Annotated in this window: 18 protein-coding genes; 9 read left to right on the forward strand and 9 right to left on the reverse strand. The window is 64.2% G+C overall.

Annotated elements, in window-relative coordinates; genetic code table 11:
• Positions 1-44: 44 nt before the first annotated feature.
• From prfB to EH240_RS16170, 4 genes are all read right to left on the reverse strand, one after another.
• A protein-coding gene (gene prfB, locus EH240_RS16155) for a peptide chain release factor 2 (RefSeq protein WP_124999857.1) occupies positions 45-1,176 on the reverse strand; the annotation gives its coding sequence in 2 pieces (ribosomal slippage) (positions 45-1,109 and positions 1,111-1,176; 1,131 coding nt in all).
• Positions 1,177-1,305: 129 nt separating this feature from the next.
• Positions 1,306-3,762 carry a penicillin-binding protein 1A gene (locus tag EH240_RS16160; protein ID WP_124999859.1) on the reverse strand — a complete coding sequence of 819 codons (2,457 nt, stop codon included), beginning with the start codon at positions 3,760-3,762 and terminating at the stop codon, positions 1,306-1,308.
• 232 nt (positions 3,763-3,994) lie between these two features.
• Positions 3,995-5,251, reverse strand: coding sequence for an N-acetylmuramoyl-L-alanine amidase (locus EH240_RS16165; protein WP_124999861.1), 1,257 nt, complete (start codon positions 5,249-5,251; stop codon positions 3,995-3,997).
• A gap of 219 nt (positions 5,252-5,470) precedes the next feature.
• Positions 5,471-5,797 (reverse strand): hypothetical protein, encoded by a 327-nt coding sequence (locus EH240_RS16170; protein ID WP_124999864.1) that lies wholly within the window; start codon positions 5,795-5,797, stop codon positions 5,471-5,473.
• Between the two features lie 92 nt (positions 5,798-5,889).
• On the opposite strand from EH240_RS16170, the gene EH240_RS16175 reads away from it, so the two are divergent.
• Positions 5,890-8,799 (forward strand): Rne/Rng family ribonuclease, encoded by a 2,910-nt coding sequence (locus EH240_RS16175; protein ID WP_124999866.1) that lies wholly within the window; start codon positions 5,890-5,892, stop codon positions 8,797-8,799.
• An 89-nt stretch (positions 8,800-8,888) separates the two neighbouring features.
• Here EH240_RS16175 and EH240_RS16180 read toward each other — a convergent pair whose 3' ends face one another.
• Positions 8,889-9,818, reverse strand: coding sequence for a glutaminase (locus EH240_RS16180; protein ID WP_167484040.1), 930 nt, complete (start codon positions 9,816-9,818; stop codon positions 8,889-8,891).
• Between the two features lie 5 nt (positions 9,819-9,823).
• The gene (locus tag EH240_RS16185) at positions 9,824-10,972 is read right to left on the reverse strand and encodes a pyridoxal phosphate-dependent aminotransferase (protein WP_124999870.1); all 1,149 of its coding nucleotides are present in this window, start codon (positions 10,970-10,972) and stop codon (positions 9,824-9,826) included.
• 211 nt (positions 10,973-11,183) lie between these two features.
• Between EH240_RS16185 and EH240_RS16190 the strand changes: the two genes are divergently transcribed.
• The 6 genes from EH240_RS16190 to aat all read left to right on the forward strand — a co-directional run bounded on the left by EH240_RS16190 (position 11,184) and on the right by aat (position 16,730).
• Positions 11,184-12,575, forward strand: coding sequence for a M48 family metalloprotease (locus EH240_RS16190; protein ID WP_124999872.1), 1,392 nt, complete (start codon positions 11,184-11,186; stop codon positions 12,573-12,575).
• A gap of 56 nt (positions 12,576-12,631) precedes the next feature.
• Positions 12,632-13,435, forward strand: a complete 804-nt coding sequence (locus tag EH240_RS16195) for a DsbA family protein (protein ID WP_124999874.1) — start codon at positions 12,632-12,634, stop codon at positions 13,433-13,435.
• Between the two features lie 244 nt (positions 13,436-13,679).
• Positions 13,680-14,114, forward strand: a complete 435-nt coding sequence (gene aroQ / locus EH240_RS16200) for a type II 3-dehydroquinate dehydratase (protein WP_124999875.1) — start codon at positions 13,680-13,682, stop codon at positions 14,112-14,114.
• Between the two features lie 26 nt (positions 14,115-14,140).
• The gene (accB, locus tag EH240_RS16205; protein WP_124999878.1) at positions 14,141-14,599 is read left to right on the forward strand and encodes an acetyl-CoA carboxylase biotin carboxyl carrier protein; all 459 of its coding nucleotides are present in this window, start codon (positions 14,141-14,143) and stop codon (positions 14,597-14,599) included.
• Positions 14,600-14,618: 19 nt separating this feature from the next.
• Positions 14,619-15,962 carry an acetyl-CoA carboxylase biotin carboxylase subunit gene (gene accC, locus EH240_RS16210; RefSeq protein WP_124999880.1) on the forward strand — a complete coding sequence of 448 codons (1,344 nt, stop codon included), beginning with the start codon at positions 14,619-14,621 and terminating at the stop codon, positions 15,960-15,962.
• A 150-nt stretch (positions 15,963-16,112) separates the two neighbouring features.
• Positions 16,113-16,730 carry a leucyl/phenylalanyl-tRNA--protein transferase gene (aat, locus tag EH240_RS16215; protein WP_124999882.1) on the forward strand — a complete coding sequence of 206 codons (618 nt, stop codon included), beginning with the start codon at positions 16,113-16,115 and terminating at the stop codon, positions 16,728-16,730.
• A 56-nt stretch (positions 16,731-16,786) separates the two neighbouring features.
• On the opposite strand, the gene EH240_RS16220 is transcribed toward aat, so the two are convergent.
• Together EH240_RS16220 and EH240_RS16225 are read right to left on the reverse strand one after the other, a co-directional pair.
• Complete coding sequence (locus EH240_RS16220; RefSeq protein WP_124999885.1) at positions 16,787-17,425, reverse strand: DUF2155 domain-containing protein; 639 nt, start codon at positions 17,423-17,425, stop codon at positions 16,787-16,789.
• Between the two features lie 120 nt (positions 17,426-17,545).
• Positions 17,546-17,944, reverse strand: a complete 399-nt coding sequence (locus EH240_RS16225) for an NADH:ubiquinone oxidoreductase subunit NDUFA12 (RefSeq protein WP_124999887.1) — start codon at positions 17,942-17,944, stop codon at positions 17,546-17,548.
• A gap of 224 nt (positions 17,945-18,168) precedes the next feature.
• Between EH240_RS16225 and panB the strand changes: the two genes are divergently transcribed.
• A complete protein-coding gene (gene panB / locus EH240_RS16230; protein WP_124999889.1) occupies positions 18,169-19,008 on the forward strand; it encodes a 3-methyl-2-oxobutanoate hydroxymethyltransferase in 840 nt (279 codons plus the stop codon).
• Positions 19,005-19,856, forward strand: a complete 852-nt coding sequence (gene panC / locus EH240_RS16235) for a pantoate--beta-alanine ligase (protein WP_124999891.1) — start codon at positions 19,005-19,007, stop codon at positions 19,854-19,856. Before panB ends, panC begins: the two co-directional genes overlap by 4 nt.
• A gap of 76 nt (positions 19,857-19,932) precedes the next feature.
• On the opposite strand, the gene EH240_RS16240 is transcribed toward panC, so the two are convergent.
• Positions 19,933-20,421 (reverse strand): GNAT family N-acetyltransferase, encoded by a 489-nt coding sequence (locus tag EH240_RS16240; protein ID WP_124999893.1) that lies wholly within the window; start codon positions 20,419-20,421, stop codon positions 19,933-19,935.

Here is a 20,421-nt window from a genome sequence, read left to right on the forward strand (position 1 = left end):
CAGCCGCCACCCGCCAGAAGGTCAGCTTTCCTGGAATGTCTGGTCTAGTCCAGGTCGGCCACCGCTTCGCCCGCGCCGCCCTCGATGCGGTGCGACAGCGAAGCCTCCATGAACTCGTCGAGATCGCCGTCGAGCACGCTCGACGGGTTGGTGTTTTCGACGCCGGTGCGCAGATCCTTCACCAGCTGATAGGGCTGCAGAACATAGGAACGGATCTGGTGACCCCAGCCGATGTCGCTCTTCGACGCCTCGGTGGCGTTCGCCACGGCCTCGCGCTTCTTCAATTCCTCCTCGTAGAGCCGGGAGCGCAGCATCTCCCAGGCCTTGGCCCGGTTCTTGTGCTGCGAGCGTTCGGCCTGGCAGGCGACCGCGATGCCGGTCGCGAGATGGGTGATGCGGACGGCCGAGTCGGTCGTGTTGACGTGCTGGCCGCCGGAGCCGGAGGAGCGATAGGTGTCGATGCGCACGTCGGATTCGGAAACGTTGATGTCGATCGTGTCGTCGATGACAGGATAGACCCAGACGCTGGCGAAGGAAGTGTGGCGTCGCGCGTTGCTGTCGTAGGGCGAGATGCGCACCAGGCGGTGGACGCCGGATTCCGTCTTCAGCCAGCCATAGGCGTTGTGTCCCTTGATCAGCACGGTGGCCGATTTGATGCCGGCCTCTTCACCATCATGGACTTCCAGCACCTCGACCTTGAAGCGGCGACGCTCGGCCCAGCGCGTGTACATGCGCAAAAGCATCGAAGCCCAGTCCTGGCTCTCGGTGCCGCCGGCGCCGGCATGGATTTCGAGATAGGTGTCGTTGGCGTCGGCTTCACCCGACAGCAGGGTCTCGACCTGGCGGGCCTTGGCCTCGCCCTGCATCGAGCGCAGCGCGGCTTCCGCTTCGGCGACGACGCCCTCGTCGCCCTCTTCCTCGCCAAGCTCGATCAGGCCGATATTGTCTTCGAGCGCCTGGGTCAGCCCTTTGACCGCCGCGATGCCTTCCTCGAGGCCCTGGCGCTCCCGCATCAGCTTTTGCGCTTCCGCGGGGTCGTTCCAGAGGCTGGAATCCTCGGCGCGCGTGTTCAGATACTCAAGCCGCTTGACGGCCTGATCCCAGTCAAAGATGCCTCCTCAGCAGGGTTATCGCCTGCCTGATCTCGTCGACAATGTTGAGCGTTTCCGCGCGCATGGGTCTTCGTTCTGTCCTGTTCTTCTCGTTCTTTTCGGAGTGGCGCGATACATAGGCACGGCGCCGCCGCCTGTAAAGCGAAATGGGCCGGCGGTATTTTGCCGGCCCATCTCGCAAATTTCGGGAACCTCAGTAGAGGCCGCCGCCGCCGTCCTGGATGGCCTGATTGGCCTGGGGCGACAGCGCGCCGCCGGCGCCGTTGGAGCCGTCCGCGCCCATGCCGATCACCCAATAGCTGTCGGCCGGGCCGGTGCCGGGCTTGAATGCTTCGATGATGGTGTTGGGATCGCCCTCGGCGGCGCGCATGCCGGTCTTGCGGTTGATGGCGATCAGCTTCATGCCTTCCGGGACCTGGAAATCGACATTGGGCGTGCCGTCGAGCGCGACGCGCATGAAGTCCTTGAAGATCGGCGCGGCCAGACCGCCACCCGTGGCACCCTTGCCGAGGCCGCGCGGCGTGTCGTAGCCCATATAGAGACCGACGACGAGGTTCGGCGTGAAGCCGATGAACCAGGCGTCCTTCTCGTCGTTGGTCGTGCCGGTCTTGCCGGCGATGTGGCGGCCGAGCTCGGCGATGGTGGCGCCGGTGCCGCGCTGCACGACGCCTTCCATCATCGAGGTGATCTGGTAGGCGGTCATCGGATCGAGCACCTGCTCGGAATTGTCGACCAGCTCCGGCTCGGACTGGTTCTTCCACTCGGTGGCATTGCAGCCTTCGCAGCCGCGCTCGTCCTGCTTGAACACGGTCTTGCCGTAGCGGTCCTGGATGCGGTCGATCAGCGACGGTTTGATCGACTTGCCGCCATTGGCCATGATCGAATAGGCCGACACCATGCGCATGACCGTCGTCTCGCCGGAGCCCAGCGCCATCGGCAGGTACGGCGCCAGATGGTCGTAGACGCCGAAGCGCTCGGCATATTCGACGACCAGCTTCATGCCCATGTCGTTGGCGAGCCGCACCGTCATCAGGTTGCGCGACTTCTCGATGCCGGAGCGCAAGGTGGCTGGGCCGGCGACCGTGCCGTCATAGTTCTTCGGCGTCCAGGTCGTGTTGCCGCTCTGGATGGTGATCGGGCCGTCCATGATCACGGAGGCCGGGGTGTAGCCGTTGTCGAGCGCCGCCGAATAGACGATCGGCTTGAACGAGGAGCCTGGCTGGCGCATCGCCTGTGTGGCGCGGTTGAACTCCGACTGCGCATAGGAGAAGCCGCCGACCATGGCCAGCACGCGGCCGGTATGCGGGTCCATGGCAACCAGGCCGCCTGCGACTTCCGGCGCCTGCCTAAGGCTGTAGGCATTGTCGGAACCTTCGTTCTTCTGCACGAAGATGACGTCGCCGGGCTCAAGCACTTCCGCCGGAGACTTCGCCCTGACGGACTTGCCGTTGACGAAATGGCGCATGGCGAAGCCCATGTCGTCCTTGCTGACGGTGCCTTCAACGCGCTCCTTGACGATATCGCCCGAGACCTGGCGCGCCGGCTGCAGGCCGATGGTCAGGCCATCGGACGAGCTGTCGAGCACGACGGCCAGCGTCCATTCCGGCACGTCCTCCAGCCCTTTGACGTTGCCGAGCGGCACGCCCCAGTCGCCGGAAATGTCGATATGGGTCACCGGTCCGCGATAGCCGCGCAGGGTGTCGTATTTCAGCAATCCGTTCTGCAGCGCCTTGCGGGCGATGAGCTGGATTTTCGGATCGAGCGTGGTGCGCACCGACAGGCCGCCCTCATAGAGCGCGTTCTCGCCGTAGCGGGCGATGATCTGGCGGCGCACCTCCTCGGTGAAATACTCGCCCGCGAACAGGTACGAGCCGTTGCGGCGCGGCTTCACGCCGAGCGGCTCGGCCTTGGCCTTGTCGCCTTCCTCGCGGGTCACGTAGCCGTTCGCGACCATCTGGTCGATGACCCAGTTGCGGCGCTCGAGCGCCCGGTCTGCGTGCTTGAAGGGATGATAGTTGTTCGGGCCCTTGGGCAGCGAGGCGAGGTAAGCGGCTTCGGCAACGGTGAGCTCGTTGACCGACTTATCGAAATAGGTGAGCGCGGCGCCAGCGACGCCATAGGCGCCGAAACCGAAGAAGATCTCGTTGAGATAGAGCTCGAGGATGCGGTCCTTCGAATAGGCCTGCTCGATGCGGAAGGCCAGGATCATCTCCTTGATCTTGCGCTCGTAGGTCTGGTCCGAGCTGAGCAGGAAGTTCTTCGCCACCTGCTGCGTGATCGTCGAGGCACCGACTTGACGCCTGCCGGAGCCGAGATTTTGCAGGTTGACGACGATGGCGCGGCCAAGGCCGGTGATGTCGATGCCTGGGTGGTTGTAGAAGTTCTTGTCCTCGGCCGACATGAAGGCGGCCTTGACGCGGTCCGGGATCGCCTGGATCGGCAGATAAAGGCGCCGTTCGCGGGCGTATTCGGCCATCAGCGAGCCATCCGATGCATGGATGCGCGTCGTCACCGGCGGCTCGTATTTGGCCAGAACTTCGTAGTCGGGCAGATCCTTCGTCAGATGGCCGATATAGACGGCGAGGCCCGCAGCGACCAGCAGCGCAAGCGTCGTGCCGATGCCGAAGAAATAGCCGATGAGACGAATCATGCCCGCTCCAGTCCGAGGTTCGGGATTTTCCTAGACGAAGCCGACAGTCGCGCAAGCTTCCCGGGGCGGTTCCCAATCCGCAATGAAAACCCATGTCGCCACCATGTGGACAAAATACGGCAGCGCGAAATTTCAGGACTCGGTCCGGCAAATAATAACGCCACGTGTTGTCGTAGCGCAACGCCGCTTGTGGTTGTGGGACAGCTCAAGGTTGTGGGCGGCTGCGGTCCCGTCAGCCGCCGGCCCTGGCCCCTGCTTTCGCCGCGGCAAACAGGGCAACGGCATTGGTTATGCTCTGGGCCGCCTTGCCACGCCAGTCGGCGCTGAGCAGTTGCGCCTCGTCCTTGCTGTTGGAGAGATAGCCAAGCTCGACCAGCACGGAGGGAACGTCAGGCGCCTTCAGCACCTTGAAACCCGCCGAACGCTGCGGATTGTTGATCAGGCCGACGCTGGTCGACAGTTGGCCAACCAGCGTGTGGGCAAAGCTCATCGAAAAGCCGTGCGTCTCGCGGCGGATCAGGTCGATCAGGATGTCGGTGACCTCCTTGTTGTCGTCCTCGATCTTCATGCCGGCGAACTGGTCGGACAGGTTTTCGCGATCGGCGAGCGCCTGGGCCTCGGGATCGGAGGCCTTGTCCGAGAGCGTGTAGACGGTGGCGCCGCGGAGGCCTTTGACGCCGATCGTGTCGGCATGGATGGAGATCAGAAGATCGGCTTCGTGCTGGCGGGCGATGCGCACGCGCTCGTCGAGCGGCAGGTACACGTCGTTGTCCCGAGTCATGTACACATCATATTTGCCTATCGCGGCCAGCTTGTCGCGCAATTCGGCGGCGAAGGCGAGCGTGACGTTCTTCTCGACCGTGCCGCCGGCGCTCTCCGCACCGCCGTCGACACCGCCATGGCCTGGATCGATGACCACTGTGAAGCGATGTCCAGGCGCAGAGACCGGCCCAGTGCCGACGCGCCCTCCCTTGTCGGTGGAAACGGTCGAGCCGGTCGTCAGCGACTGGTTGGCTAAAGCCTCGTCGAATTCCCGTTCCGATGCGGCCGACATGTCAATGGCGATGCGATAGCCACTGCCGTCGTCGTTCTTCAGCACGTCGAGCTTGTCGACGGCAAACGGCCCCTTGCCGGTGAGGATCAGCCTCGAACCCTTGCCCTGATCGCCATAGCGAACGGCGCGCACCAGCCCGCGCGGCTTCACATCCTTGGCGTTGAGGGCGAATCGCGTGCGCGGCAAATCGACGACGAGGCGGTTGGGGCCGCGCAGCAGGAACCACTTGACGTCCGGCTCGCGGTCGAAATTAAGGACGATGCGCATCTTGGTGGCGTCGCCGGCCATCTTGTAGCCGGTCGCGCCAAGCAAGCCATCGGCCCGCGACGCGGCGGCTAGGCCAAGCAGGACCGCCAGCAGGCAAAGGATCCCTGCCATGAGCCGGAGATGCCCGGCGGCGCCACGCCACTTGTCTGCGGTGCCTGCCGGTCCCATCTCTATTCCAGTCGCTCCCGGTTTGGCGCCATGCGCCGGGTCGTTTCGCAGAAGGGCCCGTCTGGCGGCCAACTCGATTAACGATTGGTATCCAGAGAAGGTTAACCAAGCCTTTTCATGTACGAGTGGAGCGCGACCTTCCCCAACGGAAGCGCTTTTTGCCGGCATCCGAAATCGGGGTTGCCTTCCACCCCGCCAAATCATAAAAGCGACATTGGATCACTGCAATCCTGGAACCGCCCGCCTCCGCAGTTTCCCGTAAGGGGTAGATGTGAAGGCGCTTCCGGGGTTCATGTGGTCGCGACGATTTTCGCAGGCGCGCTCCCGTGGCGGGGGAATCGCTTGCGCGATGAAAACGGCCGGGATGTCCCCGCGCCGGCTCTGTGTGAGCAAACAAGCTGGTCCGGCTAAGCCCGGGCTTTGGTTCAAAAGGTTCTGCTGGGTGCCGATGGCTTCAAGCGCAATCATGGAAAGGTCCGCATCGAACCGCGCCATTGTGGCAGCGGGCGGCACCGCCATCGCGTTGAAGCAGCGGCCGGCAGACATTCAATTATCCGGCACCCACACAAATCCAGGCACACAGCGGCGGGGCCTGCCTCGCCAGCTGCGGCTGATGGCTGCCGGGAGGAAACGAAATAATGCCCAACAAGATGCTGATAGACGCCTCCCACCCGGAGGAAACACGCGTTGTTGTCGTTCGCGGTAACCGCATCGAAGAATTCGATTTTGAATCCCAGGACAAGAAGCAGCTCAAAGGAAACATCTATCTCGCCCGCGTAACCCGCGTCGAACCTTCCCTTCAGGCAGCCTTTGTCGAATATGGCGGCAACCGTCACGGTTTTCTCGCCTTCAGTGAAATTCATCCCGACTATTACCAGATCCCGGTCGCCGACCGTCAGGCCCTGCTGCGCGCCGAAGCGCAGGAGGCCGAGGACGAAGACGACGAGGAGGCCGAGAACGGTGAGGAGCAGCAGGCGCGCGATCGCGGCCGCCGCGGCCGCCGGCGCGGCGGCAAGAATCGCGACCGTGCCGAGCACAAGCGCGGCGCTGATGCTGCCGGCTCCGAGGAAAACGGCGAAAACGCTGAGGAGATCGCAGCTTCGGGCGATTCCGACAATGAGCCCGGCGATGCGGCCGATGCCCCGACGGAGGCCGCCGAAACAGCCTCCGAGACCGCCGAGGCCGTGACCGAGGCAGCCGGCGAAGAGAACAAGGCCGGCGGCGAGACCGACGAGGGCGACGTCGCCGAAAGCGAGAATGACCAGCCTTCCGAGGGCAGCCCCACCTCGATGGCCGCCAGCATCGAAGCGGATGTGATCTCCGAAGCGGCGCCGCAGGCGGAGTCCGCCAGCGAAGCCGCCCGCAGCGACAATGATCGCGGCATGCTTGAAGAGGTGCAGTCCGCGCATTCGGACGACCACGAGATCGAATCGGTCGGCGCCGAGGATGCTCTGGAAGAGGTTCGCAACCGACGCAAGCCGGTTCGCCGCCAGTACAAGATCCAGGAAGTCATCAAGCGCCGCCAGATCCTGCTCGTCCAGGTCGTCAAGGAAGAGCGCGGCAACAAGGGCGCGGCGCTGACCACCTATCTCTCGCTCGCCGGGCGCTACTCGGTGCTGATGCCCAACACCGCGCGCGGCGGCGGCATCTCGCGCAAGATCACCAACGCCCAGGATCGCAAGCGGCTAAAGGAAGTCGTGGCCGACCTCGAGGTGCCACAGGGCATGGGCGTAATCCTGCGCACCGCCGGCGAAAGCCGCACCAAGGCCGAGATCAAGCGCGATTACGAATATCTAATGCGGCTTTGGGAAAACGTCCGCAACCTGACGCTGCAGTCCACGGCCCCTGCCCTGGTCTATGAGGAAGGCAGCCTGATCAAGCGTTCGGTGCGCGACCTCTACAACAAGGACATCGACGAGATCCTGGTCTCCGGCGACGACGGCTATCGCGAGGCCAAGGACTTCATGCGCATGCTGATGCCGAGCCATGCCAAGGTGGTGCAGCCCTTCCGCGACACCACCCCGATCTTCGTGCGCAATGGCATCGAGGCGCAACTCGACCGGATGCTGCAACCGCAGGTGACGCTGAAGAGCGGCGGCTACATCATCATCAACCAGACCGAGGCGCTGGTCTCCATCGACGTCAATTCGGGCCGCTCCACCAAGGAGCACTCGATCGAGGACACCGCCCTCCACACCAATCTGGAGGCCGCGGAGGAAGTCGCCCGGCAGTTGAGGCTGCGCGACCTTGCGGGCCTGATCGTCATCGACTTCATCGACATGGAGGAGAACCGCAACAACCGCGCCGTCGAGAAGCGCTTGAAGGATCACCTCAAGAACGACCGCGCCCGTATCCAGGTCGGCCGCATCTCGCATTTCGGCCTGATGGAGATGTCGCGCCAGCGCATCCGCGCCAGCGTGCTGGAATCGACGATGAAGCCCTGCCCGCATTGCGGCGGCACCGGCCATGTGCGCTCCGACTCCTCGGTGGCGCTGATGGTGGTGCGGGCGATCGAGGAATTCCTGCTCAAGGATTCGCGCAGCCACATTGTCGTGCGCACGCCGGCGGCGACCGCGCTCTATGTGCTCAACCACAAGCGCGCCAATCTGATGGAACTCGAGGCCCGGTTCGGCCTGACCATCACGCTCGAAGCCGACGAAACGCTGGGCGCGCAACACTACGCGATCTTCCGCGGCGCCGTGGCGGAGAAGCCGGAAGGCTTTGTCGAGGTGCGCAGCCTGCCGACCTATGTCGAGCCGGAAGAACCCGAGGACGAGATCGTCGTCGAGGAGGAAGAAGAGGTATCGGCCCAGGCTGAACAGCCGCGCCAGCCACCGCAGGGACAGCATCAGCAGAGGTCCGAGGACGGCGACGGACGCAAGCGGCGCAAGCGCCGTCGGCGGCGCGGCGGCAAGGATCGCGATCGCGAGCATCAAGTCCACGGCGATGCCGTTTCGACCCCAGCGCCGGCGGATGCCGCTGCGACTGCAAGCGAAGCAACAGCCGAGGTAACGGCTGAAGCTCCGGCCGAAGCGGAAGCGGCCGAAGACGGTCAAGGCAAGAAGCGCCGTCGCGGCAAGCGCGGCGGCAAGCGCAATCGCCGCGAGGAAGACGAGACCGCCGCCGATGCCGGTGCCGGCGATGATCTCGAAGGCGGTGAAGCCGAAGTCGAAGCTCCCGAAGGCGCGCCGCCGGTCGCTGCGGCCGAAGAGCAGGCCGCGCCGTCGCCCGCCAATGACGATGTTCCGGAGACGGAGAAGCCGAAGAAGAAGCCGCGGCGTGCATCGCGAGCGAAGAAGGCTGTCGAGGAAAAGGTGGCCGAGACCGCGCCAGAGCCGGCCGCGGAACTTCCCGCTGACTCTGTGGTCGCCGAGCCGGCAGCTTCTGCTTCGGCCGAGGCCGCCGTCAATGCGCGCCCGACGCGGCGCAAGCCCCAGCCGATCGACGCGCCGGTCGTTCCCGTCGTTTCGTCCAATGTCAGCGAGGAAGCCAAGGCCGAAGAAAAGCCGAAGCGCGCCGGCTGGTGGCAGAGAAAGGGCTTTTTCTAAGCTCTTTCAACCTATTAGGTTAATTTGCTAACGAAAATCCCGCGCCGCTCGGCGCGGGATTTTCTTTTCAGGCGCTTTCCGTTCCGGGGTTAAGGCGCGAAGATCGACCAGTTCATCATTCTGGCGAGCTTCTCCAGCGCGATGGAGCCGAGCTTAGAGTTGCCGTTCTCGTTAAGACCCGGCGACCAGACAGCAAGCGACGCCACGCCCGGCACGATGCCAAGAATGCCGCCGCCGACGCCGCTTTTTCCCGGAATGCCGACGCGGAAGGCGAAATCGCCTGAGCCGTCATAGTGGCCGCAGGTCAGCATCAGCGCGCCGATGCGGCGCGCCCGCTCGGTCGACACGACCGAGTGCCCGGTCGTCGGATTCCGGCCGCCATTGGCGAGGAAGCGGCCGGCTATCGCGAGCTGCCGGCAGCTCATGCCAATCGCGCAATGGTGGAAATAAACGCCCAAGGCCAGCTCCGGCTCGTGATGGAGATTGCCGAAGGATTTCATGTAGTTAGCCAAAGCGAAATTGCGGTGGCCGGTGGCGCGCTCGGATGCCGCGACCTCGCGGTCGATGACGATCGTATCGTCGTCGGCGAGGAACTGGACGAAGCGCAGGATCTCGCCGATCGCCTCGCGCGGCTGATGGCCGGCAAGCAGGACATCGGAGATGACGATGGCGCCAGCATTGATGAACGGATTGCGCGGAATGCCGTTCTCATGCTCGAGCTGAACGATCGAGTTGAACGGGTTGCCGGAGGGCTCGCGGCCGACACGATGCCAGAGCGCATCGCCAATCTTGCCCAACGCCAAGGTCAGCGTGAACACTTTCGAGACGCTCTGGATCGAAAATGGCTGGTCGGCATCGCCGGCGAGGATCACGCGGCCGTCATTGGTCACGGCGGCAATGCCGAATTTGCCCGGATCGACCTTGCCGAGCTGCGGGATGTAGGTGGCGACGCTGCCGCGATCGGTGCGCTCCGCCATTTCGGCGGCAACCTCGGCCAGCGCTTGCTCGAGTTCCGGCATGGTATCTATTTCAACCAGCGTTCGATGCGGGCCAGCGCCTCGACAATATCGTCGTGGCTGCCGGCATAGGAGAATCGCATGGTGCGGTGACCCTGAAGCGGATCGAAGTCGCGGCCGGGCGTGGCCGCCACATGCGCCTTGGCCAGCATCTTGCGCGCGAAGGCCATGCTGTCATTGGTGTGCTTGGTGACGTCGCAGAAGGCGTAGAAGGCGCCGTCCATGGGCGCGGCGAGCGCGAAGCCGAGCTCCGGCAGGCGCTTCATCAGAAGGTCGCGGTTCCAGGCATAGCGCGCCTTCACCGCTTCCAGTTCCTCGGTTGCCTTGAAGGCTTCGATCGCCGCGACCTGCGACAGCTCGGGCGGCGAGATGTAGAGGCTCTGGGCGATGCGCTCGACCGGCCGCACCAGTTCTTCCGGGAGCACCATCCAGCCGATGCGCCAGCCGGTCATGCAATAGTATTTGGAGAAGGAGTTGATCACCGTGACGCCGGCGCCATAGGCCAATGCGCTGACGTCGGGCGCTGCGTAAGCCAGCCGGTGGTAGATCTCGTCCGAGATCACCGCGATGCCGAGCTCCTCCGCCGTCTTCACCAGCGCGGAAAGCTCATCCGCTGGAATGACGGCGCCTGTCGGATTGGCGGGGCTGGCGAACAGCACGCCTTTCAGCGGCTTGTCACGATGCGCGGCCTTCAGGTGATCGGCATGCAGATAGGCATCCGAGCCAAGCTCGATCTCGACGATCTCGATGCCGAGCGCCGCCATGATGTTGCGGTAGGCCGGATAGCCGGGCGCCGCAATGGCGACGCGGTCGCCCGGGTCGAACATCGCCAGGAAAGCCAGGTTGAAGGCGGCGGACGAGCCGGTGGTGACGGCGATGCGGGCCGGGGCGACGTCGATGCCATAATGCTCACCATAATGTGCGGCGATCGCCTTGCGCAGCCCGGCCAGCCCCAAAGCGTCGGTATAGCCGATGCGACCGTGCTTAAGCGCGAGAGCCGCGGCTTCCCGCACGCCGGCCGGTGCCGGATCCGACGGCTGGCCGACCGCCATCGACACCACGGGAACGCCGATGGCCTTCAGCCGATTGGCTTCGGCCAGGATATCCATGGCGTGGAACGGCTCGACCTCGCCGCGGCGTGAAAGCGAAACGACCATCTGACCTCTTTCAGCCTGCCTTTAGTTGGCGAAAATCCACAGGCAAACAATCGCTCATCTGCCCCTTGGATTGCCGCAGTTCTACGGCAGCGCCGCACAAATGCCCGATTGATGTGGGGACCACAAGCACGCAGGAAGTTATCGGCGCCGACTTTTCATCCTTCGCCCGCTCGTCTACCAGTGGACCTGTCATGTTGAACCGACCCGAACGATGATTGATAGATCGACCGCAATAGGGCGAACCGCGCGCGGGTTCGCGACACTCCTGCTTGCCGCCGCCGTCGCGGTATCGACTTCGGTGAACGCCTTCGCGCAAGGCGTGCCGGTGGTGCGCGACGCCGAGATCGAAGCGCTGGTGCGCGACTACGCCCGGCCGATCTTCAAGGCGGCGGGCCTGGCCAATGACGGCATCGATATCGTGCTGGTCAACGATCAGAGCTTCAACGCCTTCGTCACCGGCCGCCGCCTATTCATCAACACCGGCGCGCTGGTGACTGCCGAAACGCCGAACGAGATCATCGGCGTCATCGCGCACGAGGCCGGCCATATCGCCGGCGGCCATCAGCAGAAGCTGCGCGACCAGCTCGACCGCGCCAAGACCATGGCCATCATCGCCACGCTGCTCGGCGCCGGCGCGATGGTCGCCGGAGCCACCACCAACAGCCGCGGCCTTGCCGGCGCCGGCATGGGCGTCGCCGCCGGCGGCGGCGAGATGGCGCAGCGCAGCATCCTTGCCTATCAGCGGGGCGAAGAGATCACCGCCGACCGCTCGGCGATCACCTATCTCAACGCCACCGGCCAGTCCGGCATGGGCATGCTGAAGACGTTTGCCCGCTTCCAGAGCGCATTGTCGCTGTCGGGCACCCAGCTCGATCCCTACCGGATCAGCCATCCGATGCCGCGCGAGCGCATCGCCAACCTCGAAGTCCTGGTCAAGGCGAGCCCGTATATCGACAAGGTGGATCCGCCGGCGCTGCAACAGCGGCACGACATGATGCGCATCAAGATCGCCGCCTATATGCAGGGCCAGGCGGCCGTGGCGCGGCTGATGCGCAAGAACCCGACCAGTCTCGCCTCGCGCTACGGCGACGCTCAGCAGACCTATCTCTACGGCAATCCGAGTGCTGCGCTCGCCAAGACGGCGGCGCTGATCAAGGAACAGCCGAAGAACCCCTATTTCCAGGAACTGCGCGGCGACATCCTGATGAAGGCCAACAGGCCCAAAGATGCCGCGGACGCCTATGCCAAGGCCGTCAGCCTCGACCCGGCGCGGTCCGGGCTGCTGATGGTCTCGCTCGGCCAAGCGTTGATGGCGATCGGCACCCCCGATTCGGTGAAGAAGGCGGCGACCCAGCTCAACAACGCGATAGGGCGCGACAAGGGGAACGCGGAAGCCTATCGCTATCTGGCGCAGGCCTATGGCGAACTGGGACAAATCCCGGCCGCCGACCTTGCGACCGCCGAAGGCCATTTCTATTCGGCCGACTACAAGAACGCGAAAATCTTCGCCATGCGCGCTCAGCAGAAGTTGAAGCGCGGCGAGCCCGGCTGGCTTCGCGCGCAGGATATCATAAACTACACGCCATCGAACAAGCTCAAATGAACCTCCCGGCCGTGCGCGGCGACTAGATGGACCGGGACAGGCAGAAGGACATGATCATGAACAAGGCAATCCTGCTCGGCAGCGCCGGCGTGGCGGTAGCGCTCGGCATGCTGGCATTCGGCTTCGTGGCAGGAAGCCCGCAGGCCGCGAAGGCCGATACGACGCAAGCCATCCAGCTGGCCTCAGCCGACAGCAAGATCGACCGCAAGGAGGTCGAAGGCATCATTCGCGACTACCTGTTGAAGAACCCGGAGGTCCTGCTCGAGGTTCAGGACGCGCTCGAGGCCAAGCAGAAGGAAGAGCAGCGGCTCGCGGCGCTTGGCGTCATCAAGAACGCCAAGGACGAGATCTTCAATTCCACATTCGACGGCGTCGTCGGCAACCCGCAGGGCAAGGTCACCATCGTCGAGTTCTACGACTACAATTGCGGCTTCTGCAAACGCGCCATCGAGGACATGAAGGCGCTGACCAAGGCCGATCCCGATCTCCGCTTCGTGCTGAAGGAATTCCCGATCCTCAGCCCGGATTCGCAAAAGGCCAGCATGGTGTCGATGGCCTTCCACCTGATGATGCCGGAGAAGTACGGCGAGTTCCACACCGCGCTGCTCGGCGGCCAAGGCCGCGCCACCGAATCCACCGCCATGAAGGTCGCGCTTTCGCTTGGCGCCGACGAGGCGAAGCTGCGCGAGAAGATGAAGGACCCGAGCATCAACGAAGCGCTCTCCCGCACCTACGACCTCGCCACCAAGCTGTCGATCACCGGCACGCCGTCCTATGTGGTCGGCAACGAGGTGGTGTTCGGCGCGCTCGGGCAACAGGTCCTGGCGGAAAAGATCGAGCAGGCCAAGAGCGCGCTCTAAAGCGCATCGCGATCTTTCAGATTCGCTCAGTGCGCTTTAGGCTTTGATTGCGCATGTCTTTGTCCCGAAACCGGTTCCCACTTTCGGGAGACATGCTCAGGCTGTTGCGGGCCGCGGCAACAGGCGGTTTTCCGCCTGTTGTGGACAGCGAAAGAACGCACTTGCGCTCTTTTCGTGGGCGGCTATGCCCATTATAGAGGTCCGGCGCGCCGGCTTGAGGCCGGCGCCGAAGAGGTCGGCTTATTTGAAAACGATTTTCGTCCTGAACGGTCCCAATCTCAATGCGCTCGGCAAACGCGAGCCGGGTATCTATGGCGGCAAGACGCTTGCCGCCATCGCCGAGGATTGCAAGGCGGCGGGCGCCGCACTTGGGCTGGAGATCGATTTTCGCCAGTCCAACCACGAGGGCGACCTCGTCGACTGGATCCAGGAAGCCGGCGACAAGGCCGCGGGCATCGTCATCAATCCCGGCGCCTACAGCCACACCTCGATTGCCATCCATGACGCCATCCGCGCCATCGCGCCGCTTCCCGTGGCTGAAGTTCATCTTTCCAATATCCACGCGCGGGAGCCTTTCCGCCACGTCTCCATGGTCGCGCCGGTCGCTGTCGGCATGATCTGCGGGTTCGGGCCACTCGGCTATACGCTTGCGCTGCAGGCACTGGCGGCACGCCTGTGACCGGCTCCCAAACAGAAGGCTCGAAAATGTCGATAAAGAAGAACGGTGTTGACCAGCAGCTGATCCGCGACCTGGCGGGCATACTGAACGACACCAACCTGACCGAGATCGAGGTCGAGCTCGGCGACCTGAAGGTGCGCGTGTCGCGCCAGTCGCAGGCCGTCCACGCGGTCGCCGCTCCGCTTCCCATGCCGACCGCGCCGGCTCAGGCGACAGCGGCGGCGGCGGCTGCGACGGTAGCCGATCCTTCTAAGAACGCCGTGCCCTCGCCGATGGTCGGCACTGTATATCTGGCGCCCTCGCCCGACGCCAAGCCGTTCGTGGAGATCGGCCAGAGGGTGAAGGAAGGCCAGACGCTGCTTATCATCGAAGCGATGAAGACGATGAACCAGATTCCCTCGCCGCGCGCCGGCACGGTGACGGCGATCCTGATCGAGGATGCCCAGCCCGTCGAATACGGCATGCCGCTCGTGGTCATCGAGTAGAGCCGGGAACAGCGGGCAGATGTTCCAAAAAATCCTCATCGCCAATCGCGGCGAAATCGCACTCCGAGTGCTGCGCGCCTGTAAGGAACTCGGCATCCAGACGGTGGTGGTCCATTCGACGGCCGATTCCGACGCCATGCATGTGCGGCTTGCCGACGAAAGCGTCTGCATCGGCCCGCCGCCGTCGCGCGAAAGCTATCTCAACATCCACCAGATCGTCGCCGCGTGCGAGATCACCGGCGCCGACGCCGTGCATCCGGGCTACGGCTTCCTGTCGGAAAACGCCAAGTTCGCCGACATCCTCGCCGCCCACAACATCACCTTCATCGGCCCGTCGGGCGACCATATCCGCATCATGGGCGACAAGATCGAGGCCAAGCGCACGGCAAAGCGCCTTGGTATCCCGGTCGTGCCGGGCTCCGATGGCGCGATCACCGAGGAGAAGGAAGCAAAGCGCGTCGCGGCAGAGATCGGCTATCCCGTGATCATCAAGGCCGCCGCCGGCGGCGGCGGCCGCGGCATGAAGGTGGCGCGCACGGAGGCCGACCTCGAGGTGGCTCTGCAGACGGCCAGGTCGGAAGCCGGCGCTGCCTTCGGCGACGACGCGGTCTACATCGAGAAATTCCTCGGGAAGCCGCGCCATATCGAATTGCAGGTGTTCGGCGACGGCGCCGGCCGCGGCGTGCATTTCGGCGAGCGCGACTGCTCGCTGCAGCGGCGCCACCAGAAGGTCTGGGAGGAAGCGAACTCCCCCGCGCTCAACGCCGAGGAGCGCGCGCGCATCGGCGGCATCTGCGCCAAGGCGATCGCCGATCTCGGCTATTCCGGCGCCGGGACGATCGAATTCCTCTACCAGGACGGCGAGTTCTACTTCATCGAGATGAACACCCGCCTGCAGGTGGAACACCCGGTGACGGAAGCAATCACCGGCATCGATCTCGTGCATGAGCAGATCCGCGTCGCCTCAGGCGGCGGGCTGTCGGTCCGGCAGGAAGACATCAAATTCAACGGCCACGCCATCGAGTGCCGCATCAACGCCGAGGATCCGCGCACCTTCACGCCGTCTCCCGGCACGATCACGCATTTCCACACGCCGGGCGGCCTCGGCATCCGCGTCGATTCCGGCGTCTATTCCGGCTACAGGATCCCGCCCTATTACGACAGCCTGATCGGCAAGCTGATCGTGCATGGACGCAACCGCGTCGAATGCATGATGCGGCTGCGCCGGGCGCTCGACGAATTCGTCGTCGACGGCATCAAGACGACGCTGCCGCTGTTCCGCGACCTCGTCGGCAATCCGGATATCGCCAACGGCGACTACGATATCCACTGGCTCGAAAAATATTTGGCCAAGGAGGATTAAGCATGTCTCCCGAAAGTGGGAACCGGTTTTCGGGGGCAAAGACATGCGTGAAACCAAAAAAATCCAAAGCGCATGGAGCGAACCTGAAAGATCGCGACGCGTTTTAAAGATCGCGACGCGCTTTAGAAGTCTTGCAGTTATAATGGCGCAATGACCCGTCCCTACGCGCCCGGCTACCGCATCCCGACCGACCTGCTGCTGAAAGCCTATGCCTCAGGTGTCTTCCCGATGGCCGAGAGCGCGACCGACCCGGAAGTGTTCTGGGTTCGGCCGGAAACGCGCGGCATCATCCCGCTCGACGGGTTCCACACGCCGCGCAGCCTGAAGAAGACGATCCGCAGGCATCCGTTCGACATCCGCTTCGATTTCGACTTCGAGGCGACTATCGACGGCTGCGCCGAAAAGCGCGACGAGCGCCGCTCGACCTGGATCAACGCGCCGATCCGCGAAGCGTATGTCGAGCTCCACCGGCTGGGCCACTGCCATTCGGTCGAGGCGTGGCGCGAGGGCCGGCTGGTCGGCGGCCTCTATGGCGTGTCGCTCGGGCGCGTGTTCTTCGGCGAAAGCATGTTCGCCCGCGAAACCGACGCCTCGAAGACCTGCCTCTATTATCTCGTCGAGCGGCTGAACGAACGCCGCTTCGCGCTCCTCGACACGCAGTTCACCACCGAGCACCTCAAGCGCTTCGGCGCCGTCGACGTGCCGCGCAGCCGGTATGAAAAGATGCTGGCCGAGGCCTTGAAGGGCGATGCCGCCTTCCATCCTTGAGAAACTACCTTCCGGCCGTCGACGGACGGCCGGCGTGAAGAGTCCCCCCCGCAGGATCAGTTCTGGTCGGTGGTGTCTGCGCCGTCCGGCGCAGGCGCGACGTCGGTTGGTTCAGGCGTTGCCTCGGCGGGCTGCTCTTGCGCCGGAGCGTTGGGCTTGGCGTTTGTCTTCGGCTTGGCCGTATCGGCCTTGGCGGCCGTCGGCGGCGGCACGTCCGACTTCTGCTTGCAGCCCTTCAGCCACACGTCATAGACGGCGTGCTCGACGGCATTGAGGCCGGGGCTCTCGGCGAACATCCAGCCGGTGAAGATGCGGCGGATCTTGCGGTCGAGCGTGATCTCGTCGACCTCGACGAAGGAATCGGTCTTCGGCTCCTCGGTCTCTGGGCGCGAATAGCAGACGCGCGGCGTCACCTGCAGGGCACCGAACTGCACCGTCTCGTCGATATAGACGTCGAAGGTGATGATGCGGCCGGTGATCTTGTCGATGCCGGCGAATTCGGCGACCGGGTTGGTGATGCGCTCGGAGACTGCCGGCGCCGCCGGCGCCTGCGCAGCGGCGAACACGGCCGTCGAGGCGGCCAGGGCGGACGCTGCTGCGAACAATCCCGTCGAGAGTCGGCTTAGGGCCTTTAGGCGCAATTCCGGACGGAAAACCGCTGCGCACTTTTCCTGGAATTGCTCGAAGAAGCTCATGCAAGGATACCGGTGGTTGCGCCCGGGTGATTCTTTTCAATCGCCCAAGGCTAGTCATGGCTGCGATATCAGCAAGCAGCTAAACGCCAATTGTGGCGACAAAGGACCCGAAAAACGCGTTTACGAACCGGGCGTCCAGGCATCGTAGTCGCCGGTCACCTGCGGGCGATGCTGGTTGGTCAGGATGGAACCCTGCGGGCGATAGGCGCCGGCCGTTCCGGTGAGGTTCGGCCGATGCGGCTTCTGCCAGTCGCGAGCCTTATAGCTCTCGCTCGGCGGAGGCGTGTCGACGCGATGATGCATCCAGCCATGCCAGCCCGGAGGGATATTCGAGGCTTCGGAATAGTCGCGATAGATGACCCAGCGGCGGGTGCGGCCTTCCGAATCGATGCCGCCCTCATAGTAGACGTTGCCGGCCTCGTCCTCGCCGACCTTCTTGCCGAATCGCCAGGTGTGGAAGCGCGTGCCCAGCGTTTGGCTGTTCCACCAGGTGAAAAACTGCAGCAGGAAAGTCTTCATCCAGATCCTCGTGGCGGCAACGGCCGCGCTGTTCCCTGCTTATGACGTCAGGTTATCGCGAAGGCAAGGGTTTTGCCCCGCCCGCGATGTAAATGATTCGCGCGCTAAATCGATACACGCGCGGAGATGTCGCCACCTCGGCTTGCCAAGCGCTACCTGTGTTTCTAAAGCTCGCACGCCCGGCAAACGGGCACCTGGCCCGCGCAGGTTGAGGGAGGTGACGATTGGCCCCAGAACGATCCACCGGCAATCGGATCAGCGCGCAAGACATTCGCCGCCGCAAGGGCGGCGTGCCGATCGTCTGTCTCACGGCCTATACCTACCCGATAGCCCGCATGCTCGATCCGCATGTCGACCTGCTCCTGGTCGGCGACAGCGTCGCCATGGTGCTGCACGGCCATGTCACGACGCTCGGCGCCTCGCTGGAGATGATGATCGCGCATGGACAGGCGGTGATGCGCGGCTCGACAAAAGCCTGCGTCGTCGTCGATATGCCCGCGGGTAGCTACGAAGCCTCGGCAGCGCAGGCCGCAGCCTCGGCAAGGCGGATCGTCAATGAGACAGGTTGCCAGGCAGTCAAGCTCGAGGGCGGCGTCGACATGGCCGCGCAGATGGCGGCAATCGTCACGGAAGGCATCCCGGTCATGGGCCATATCGGCTTGCAGCCGCAGTCCGTGGAAAAGGATGGCGGCTACAAGATCAAGGGCCGGACCCACGAAAACGTTGCCGCACTCTTTCGTGACGCCGAAGCGGTCGAAAAGGCCGGCGCCTTCTCGGTCGTCATCGAGGGCACGGTTGAGGCGGTGGCTTCCGATCTCACCCGCCATGTCGCCATCCCGACCATCGGCATCGGCGCCAGTGGCGACTGCGACGGCCAGATCCTGGTCATAGACGACATGATCGGCATGACGGTCGACCGCGTGCCCAAATTCGTCAAGGAATACGCAAACCTGCGCGACACCATTTCGCATGCCGCGGCGCGCTACGCCGCCGAGGTGCGCAGCCGTGCATTTCCGGGACCAGACCACGTCTTTTCGGCGACATCGGGCAAGGATAAGGCATGAGCGGGCCGATCGTCGTCGACAGCGTCGCCGCACTCAGCGCGCAAATCCGAGACTGGCGCCGCGAAGGCCTCAAGATCGCCATGGTGCCGACCATGGGCGCCCTGCATGACGGCCATATCTCACTGGTCAGGATCGCGCTCGAACAGGCCGAGCGCTGCGTCGTCTCGATCTTCGTCAATCCGGCCCAGTTCGCGCCGACCGAGGATCTGGACAAATATCCGCGCCAGCTCGCCCACGACCTCGAACGGTTGCGGGAAGCGGGCGCGCATCTCGTCTTCACGCCGGGCGTGGCGGAAATGTATCCGGCCGGCTTTGCCACCAGGATCTCGGTGGGCGGCCCCTCTTCCGGCTTGGAAACGGATTTCCGGCCGACCTTCTTCGACGGTGTCGCCACGGTGGTGACCAAGCTTTTCCTGCAGGCGGCGCCTGATTGCGCGGTGTTCGGCGAGAAGGATTATCAGCAGCTTTGCGTCGTCAGGCAGCTTTGCCGCGACCTCGATCTGCCGGTCGAGATCATCGGCGCGCCGACCGTGCGCGACCCGCACGGTCTCGCCATGTCGTCGCGCAACGCCTATCTCGGCGAGGCCGAGCTCAACGTCGCTCGCAAGCTCAACGTCATCCTGCGCCAGACCGCGGCGGCGCTTGCTGCAGGCGCCGATGATGCCGGCGCCACCGACAACGCTACGGAAGCGCTCCTCGGGGCAGGCTTTCGAAAGGTCGATTACGTCGCCGCGCGCGAGGCGGTGACGCTCGGGCCCTGGCGGCGGGACCGTGAAGGCCGGCTACTCGCGGCGGCCTGGCTCGGCACGACCAGGTTGATCGACAATGTGGAAATCCCCTCCGCCTGAGTAAGGGTGTTGGATTCCCCAAGAATGCAATCAAATCCAAAGGTCGCGACGCAGCCAGATGCTGCCTTTGGACGATCTAGGCCAGCCGCTTCTCCATGATCAGCGCTGGTATTCCCGAACCGCCGCCACAATCGGCCGTGCTGCCCGCTGGCCGGAACCCGTTCGCCTCGTAGAAGGCGATCGCCGGAGCATTCGCCTCCTCCACCTCCAGGCGCAGCGTTGTGGCTTCCGGGAAGCTGGCCTCGACCTCGTCGAGCAGCGCCCGAGCGATCCCTTGACGCTGACAATCCGGACAGACGTAGAGCTGGTTCAAAAGGACGATCTTCGGGTCCGTGGTCGCGGCGGCGAAAGCCATTCCGCCGATGCGCTTGCCATCATCGGCGACCAGGAATTCGGAGTTCGGCCGTGTCAACCGCGCCTTGAGCGAGGCGATCGAATGCCAGTCGTCGGTGATCGCGGTCACCCGCTCGGCGCCATAGATGGCATCGTAAGTGGCATGCCAGGTCTCGACCAGCAGCGCACGGACGGCGGCGAGATCGCGTTCGCTCGCCGTCCGCACGAACAT

The organism is Mesorhizobium tamadayense, assembly GCF_003863365.1.
In the GTDB taxonomy this organism is placed as follows: Bacteria; Pseudomonadota; Alphaproteobacteria; order Rhizobiales; family Rhizobiaceae; genus Mesorhizobium; species Mesorhizobium tamadayense.